6 protein-coding genes are annotated in these 6,000 nt (G+C 72.3%); 3 read left to right on the forward strand and 3 right to left on the reverse strand.

Annotated features, from left to right (window positions below):
• Positions 1-94 precede the first annotated feature (94 nt).
• From TR46_RS39430 to manA, 3 genes are all read left to right on the forward strand, one after another.
• A complete protein-coding gene (locus TR46_RS39430) occupies positions 95-265 on the forward strand; it encodes a Trm112 family protein (protein ID WP_084718490.1) in 171 nt (56 codons plus the stop codon).
• 34 nt (positions 266-299) lie between these two features.
• Positions 300-1,625, forward strand: a complete 1,326-nt coding sequence (locus tag TR46_RS14520) for an SIS domain-containing protein (RefSeq protein ID WP_042399853.1) — start codon at positions 300-302, stop codon at positions 1,623-1,625.
• A 75-nt stretch (positions 1,626-1,700) separates the two neighbouring features.
• Complete coding sequence (manA, locus tag TR46_RS14525) at positions 1,701-2,981, forward strand: mannose-6-phosphate isomerase, class I (protein ID WP_042399855.1); 1,281 nt, start codon at positions 1,701-1,703, stop codon at positions 2,979-2,981.
• A gap of 106 nt (positions 2,982-3,087) precedes the next feature.
• On the opposite strand, the gene TR46_RS14530 is transcribed toward manA, so the two are convergent.
• The 3 genes from TR46_RS14530 to TR46_RS14540 all read right to left on the reverse strand — a co-directional run bounded on the left by TR46_RS14530 (position 3,088) and on the right by TR46_RS14540 (position 5,575).
• On the reverse strand, positions 3,088-3,582 hold the full coding sequence (locus TR46_RS14530) for a hypothetical protein (protein ID WP_236655334.1): 495 nt from the start codon (positions 3,580-3,582) through the stop codon (positions 3,088-3,090).
• Positions 3,583-3,639: 57 nt separating this feature from the next.
• Positions 3,640-4,470: a heavy metal-binding domain-containing protein gene (locus tag TR46_RS14535; protein ID WP_152626468.1), complete on the reverse strand. Its 831-nt coding sequence runs from the start codon at positions 4,468-4,470 to the stop codon at positions 3,640-3,642.
• A gap of 85 nt (positions 4,471-4,555) precedes the next feature.
• Positions 4,556-5,575 carry a heavy metal-binding domain-containing protein gene (locus tag TR46_RS14540; protein ID WP_084718491.1) on the reverse strand — a complete coding sequence of 340 codons (1,020 nt, stop codon included), beginning with the start codon at positions 5,573-5,575 and terminating at the stop codon, positions 4,556-4,558.
• Between the last annotated feature and the right edge of the window lie 425 nt (positions 5,576-6,000).

Below are 6,000 nucleotides of genomic sequence, written 5' to 3' on the forward strand. Positions count from 1 at the left end.
CCGACGGCCGCGCGGCGGCGGTACGGTAGCCATTCGGGGACGGAACACCGCCCCCGAAACCATCCGTCCCGTCCCATCTCGGAGCGCACCGGCCATGAGCATCGACCCCGCCCTGCTGGAGATCTTCGCGTGCCCGCAGTGCCACGCCCCGCTGCGCGAGTCGGACCAGGAGCTGGTCTGCACCTCCGCCGACTGCGGCCTGGCCTACCCGGTGCGCGACGGCATCCCGGTCCTGCTCATCGACGAGGCCCGGCGCCCGGCCTGACCGCCGCCACCGTCCCCGCCAGGGAGGCCACCGCATGATCGAGGAACGGGTACTGGACAGCCCCGAGGAGCTGGCCCGCGCCGACGACACCGGGATCCTGCTCGATCTGGCCTCCGCGGGGGCCGCTGTCCGCACCGCGGTGCGGCTCGCGGGCGAAGCCGGTCTCGACCGGCTCAACCCCGAGGGACGCCCCCGGGCGGTCTTCGTCGCCGGACACGGGACCGCCGCCCTGGCCGGCGAACTGCTGGCCGCGCTGGGCAACGGCAGCTGCCCCGTCACCGTGCTCCGTCCGACCAGCGCGGACGACTCCGCTGGTTCGGCCATCGCCTTCACCTCCGCTCTGCTGTGGAACCTGCCCGGCTGGGCGGGTCCGTCCGATCTGCTGATCGCACTGTCCACCACCGGCGCCGAGCCCGGCCTGGTCTCACTTCTGGAGCAGGGCTATGCGCGCGGCTGCTCCAACGTCGCCGTCGCACCGGCGGACAGCCCGCTGTCCGAGGCGGCGCTGCAGACGCGTGGCCTGCCGCTGCCCTTCGTGGCCCCGGGCGAGGCTCCGCGGTACCGCACCGCGTTCCCGGAGGGGGACCTGCCCCGGGAACTCCCCTCCTCGCTCTGGAGCCTGCTCGCCCCGGCCCTCGCGCTGACCGACCGGGTCGGTGCGGTGGACGCGGCCCCGGCCTCGGTACAGGCGGCCGCCGACCGGCTCGACGAGGCCGCAGTGCGCTGCCGCCCCGGCGCGGAGACCTACGGCAACCCGGCCAAGACCCTCGCCGTCCAGCTGGACGAGGTGCTGCCGCTGCTCTGGAGCGACGGCCCCTGCACCGCGGCGGTCGCGCTCAGGTTCGCCGCCGCACTGGCGGACCTGGCCGGCCGTCCGGCCGTCTGCGCGACCCTGCCCGAGGCCCTGAGCACCCAGCAGGGCCTGCTGGCCGGGCGCCTCGCCCCCGATCCGGACGAGGACGACTTCTTCCGGGACCGCGCCGAGGACGGCGCCGAGCTCAGGCTCAAGGTGCTGCTGCTGCACCGCTCGCCGGAACCGGAGCAGTTCGCCGACCCGTCGGCCGATCCGCTTGCGGACCAGCCGGCCGACCGGCCCGAGGAGCCCGGTGCCCCAGGGGCGTGGGGCGGCCCCGCACGCGGCGCCTCCCGACGGCCCACCTCGCGCCGGATCCTGGCGCGGGCCCGACGTCTTGCGACGGACCATCAGATCGCCGTCGGCGAACTGGCCAGCGCCCGCCCGGACGGCCTCGAAGCGATCGCCGAACTCATCGCCCTCACCGACTTCGCCGCCGCCTACCTCGGTCTCGCCGCCTCGGGCACCGCCGACCTCCCAGCCGGCACAGCACCGGCCGACACCTAGAGCAGTCACAGCCGACCCAGGCACACTGACCTCCATTTGTTGACTGCTTGATCGCTCAGAATCAGGAAACTCACTGTGGACCGGCTCACCAACACCATCCGTCCCTACGCCTGGGGCTCCCGCACCGCCCTGCCGGCCCTGCTCGGGACCCCGCCCACCGGTGAACCGCAGGCGGAGCTGTGGATGGGAGCCCACCCCGGAGCACCGTCCACCGTCCACCGGGGCCAAGGCCCGCAGACCCTGGACACCGTCATCGGCGCCGACCCCGAGGGCGAACTCGGCGCCCCGGTCGTGCAGCGCTTCGGCCCGGCCCTGCCCTTCCTCCTCAAGGTCCTCGCAGCAGGCGAGCCGCTCTCGCTCCAGGTCCACCCCGACCTCGACCAGGCCAGGGCCGGGTTCGCCGACGAGGAGCGGCGGGGCGTGCCCATCGACGCCCCCGACCGCAACTACAAGGACGCCAACCACAAGCCCGAGCTCATCTGCGCCCTCGACGACGCCGAGGGAGCCGCCTTCGAAGGACTCTGCGGATTCCGCGCACCGGATGCGACCGCACAGCTCCTGGAGAGCCTGGCCGTCCCCGCACTCGCGCCCCTGGCCGAGGTCCTGCGCGGCAAGCCCGAGGAGGAGGCCCTCCGCGAGGCACTGACGCTGATCCTCACCGCCGCCCCGACCACCGTCCGCAGCACCGTCGCCGACACCACCGCCGCCCTGGAGCGCGCCGCCGCAGCCGGGCCCGACGGGCTGCCCGAGGAGATCCACTCCGCGCTCGCGTCCTACGCCGCCCTCGGCCACGCGTTCCCCGACGACCCCGGCGTCGTCGCGGCCCTGCTGCTCAACCACGTCCGGCTCCAGCCGGGCGAGGCCCTCTACCTCGGGGCCGGAATCCCGCACGCCTACCTCAGCGGCATCGGCGTGGAACTCATGGCCAACTCGGACAATGTGCTGCGCTGCGGCCTGACGTCCAAGCATGTGGACGTGCCCGAGCTGCTCCGCATCGTTCACTTCCGCAGCACCGAACCCGGCGTGCTGCGCCCCGTCCCGGTCCCCGGCTCGGACGGCGAGGCGTTGTACCCGACGCCCATCGACGAGTTCCGGCTCTCCCGCTACCTGCTGGACCCCGGCGCCCACGGCCGCCGCATCCCCACGGTCACTCCGCAGATCCTGCTCTGCACCGAGGGGGCCACGGTCCTCACCGATGCGGACGGTGGTTCACTCACGCTTCGTCGCGGCGAATCCGCGTTCATTCCCGCCCACGGCACCCGGGCCGTACAGGGCTCTGACGTCACCGACCTGCTCGTTGCCGGGGCGTCCGGCGAGGCCCGCAGCACGGTCTTCCGTGCCACCGTGTCGATGTGACCTAAGAAGTACACCCGGGCACCGACAAACGCCCCGGGTTCCGGAGGAAAGAGCCGGAATCCGAGGCGAATGCCACTCGTACGAGTGATCCTGGTGGGGCGAGGGATCAGCCCCCCAGCACCAGCTTCTCCAGCGCGGCCCGGGCCCTGGCGTCGGAGCGGGCCCGCAGCGACACGGCGGTCGCGAGCGCGGTGGCCCACTCGTCCAGGCCCACCGGCTTCCGGGACAGCACCACGCCGCGCACCACCGTGGCGACCTCGCCCTGCGGGCGCCCGTGCGCCAGGGTGAGGATCAGCCGCCGGTCGTCGAGCGAGACCTCCAGCTTCTCGACCCGGCCCTCCCGGCCGGCCAGCCGGTCGCCGACCGAGCGCTTGCGCTCGAAGGCCACGCAGCCGGGCGGCAGCGCGTCGGCCAGTGAATCCGTCAGCACCTTGACGTAGATCTCCAGGTCCGCCGAGTCCTGGCGGAGGGCGGCGGCCAGCATGTCGATGGACGCCTCCGGAGCCTCGGGCACACCGTCGACGGCGCCCGCGCCGTCAGCGCCCTCCTCGGCTCCGCTCTCGTCGTCCGACCGCGCGGGCAACGGGTCATGCTCACTCATGGTCCATCCCTGCGTCGTCCATCCCTGCGTCAACAACAACCGGACCTTCGAAGCTTCTCACCCGTCAAGGCTGAGCACCATCGTCGGCCGCTCGATCTCGTGGTCCGGGCGCAGCGGGCGCACCGCGGTGCCGATGGAGAAGAACTCGGTGGTGTGGCCGCCCCAGCGGTGGTTGTGCGCGTTCAGCTGAACCCCGACGACGCCCTCGGCGTGCAACGCCTCCGCCTCCGCCTGCATCCGCGCCATGGCCAGCTCGCGGGCGTCGTAGAGGGCCTGGGTGAACTGCTCGATCTCGACGTTCTTGCCGAGGTTGGAGAAGACCGCGCCCATCTTCTGGTGGGCGATGTGGTAGACGCAGGTGCCCATCACCATGCCCAGCGGCGCGTAGCCGGCCCGGATCAGGGTCCAGAAGTCCTGCCCGGACAGGTCGGAGGTGAACGGCTGGCCCTTGTTGTTGCGCCAGCTGCCGCCGCCGGGGGGAGGGTTGTCCGCCTTGACGGCGGTGCCGATGGCGATGAACTCTGCCACGTCGTTGCCGAACTCACGCGCCTCGACGGTCAGCCGCACCCCGACGATGCCGTCCGCCCCCAGCGCCGCGGCCTCGGCCTCCATCCGGGTCATGGCCAACTCCCGCGCGTGGTACATGGCCTGACTGAGCGTCTCCAGCTCCTGGTTCTTCCCCCAGCGGCCGATCTGGATGCCCACGTGGTAGATGGAGCTGCCCAGCACCAGGCCGATCGGCTTGAACCCGGCCTCGCGCACCAGCAGGAACTCGTTCACGGACAGGTCGCTGGTGAAGATGGAACCGGGCTTGCCCGGCTCCAGCTCGGCCAGCCGCCGCATCGCATCGGCCGGAACGCCCTGGGCGTTCGGCTCCGTGTTCGTCATCTCGCTACCCCTCATAGACCCAAGCAGTTCGGACAGTCAGTCAGTGGGCGACCGGTGGCCGGCCGCGGACAGGCGGAAGGCTGTGCTAGCGACCCGTCTCGTTCAGCTCCTGCACCAGCCGCTGGTACTGCGCCCGGTCCCCGTAGGGGCTGGACGCCACCGCGGCCAGCCGCCGCTTCAGCAGCTCGCCGCGGTCGCCCAGCGGCATCACCGAGAGCGTCCGGGGCGGCTCACGCCGGGCCTCGAACCTGGCGATGGTGGTGCCCACCATCGTCGACTCGGCGACGTGGTCCTCCTGCTCGGAGTTGTTGCGGTTCCGCGCCCGCAGGCACGACTCCCGCCAGACCCGCAGATCGCTGCTGGCCATGATGACCGCGTCGCCGCCCTGCCGGGCGCCCTGGAGCTGCAGCTGCCGCCGTGCGTCGGAACGCACCTCGTGGATCAGCTCACTCCATCCGGTGACCTCGATATTGCGCCAGGAGAAGCTCTGCGACCGGGTGCGGTAGTCGTCGTGGCGCACCCCGATCGACATCCCCACCAGCAGCTCCACCGGAACCCATCCGGAGGCGACCAGCTTGCCGAAGCCCTGCCCGTCCAGGTGCGAGGTGAACGGATGCTTCGGCCGTACCGGCCCCTGGGCCCGGACCGCGGTCCCGATCACCTTGAACTCCAGGCAGTTCGGCTGGGCCGCGAACGGCGCCATGGTCAGGGCGGCGGAGACCACCCCGTCCCCGCCCAGCGCCAGGCACTCGGCGGTCATCCGCTGCAGCGCGGTCTGCCGTGCGCTGTTGAACACCGCTACGAGCGCGGCGGCCGGCGACCCCTCCCCGGAGACCGCGATCGGCGCATCCCCCACGTTCCCGTAGCTGAAGCCGTAGCCGGCGCCGGGGAACAGGCAGTCGTGGTAGCCCCAGTACCGGCCGCTCCGGCCGACGTGGTAGACCGCTGACCCCATCACCTGTCCGACCGGTTCGAACCCGACCGAACGGATCGCCGCGAACTCACCGGTCGACAACGCCGAGGTCCACGTCCCGCTCGCCCTGACCTCGGCCATGCGCTCCGCTGCCGCCGGCGGCAGCCCGCTGCCGCTCCATGGCACCGACATCCGCTCCACCCCATCCGCCGCGACCCAGGACGAAACCCTAGGACGAAGATTCGACCGTGCGCATCGGAATGTACGCCTGTCCTCTCGAATCCATCACACACCCCCGAGGCCGAATCCGGCCGTACCGCGGGCACCGCGTCGGCGGGTCGGTGTAGATTCGTTCCAGAGCCAGACGTCGCTGCTGATGGCGGTCGGTGAGCTCGGGCAGGTCGTCCGCGAGGGCGCGCCGCGGTCCGGGCCAGCCGAGGGAGAGAGGGCCTCCGACGCACTGGGCCGCAGAAGGCACGACCCCGCAGACCCGCGCACCCCGCGCGACGTCGGCGCTGTTCGTCGTGTCCGCGGTCCACCACTGCCCGGGTCGGCGCGCCGCCGACGCCTCGTAGCGATAGCGATGGAGACCAAGCATGTCCGCAACTCCCACCGGT

The organism is Streptacidiphilus carbonis (genome assembly GCF_000787775.1).
GTDB lineage: Bacteria > Actinomycetota > Actinomycetes > Streptomycetales > Streptomycetaceae > Streptacidiphilus > Streptacidiphilus carbonis.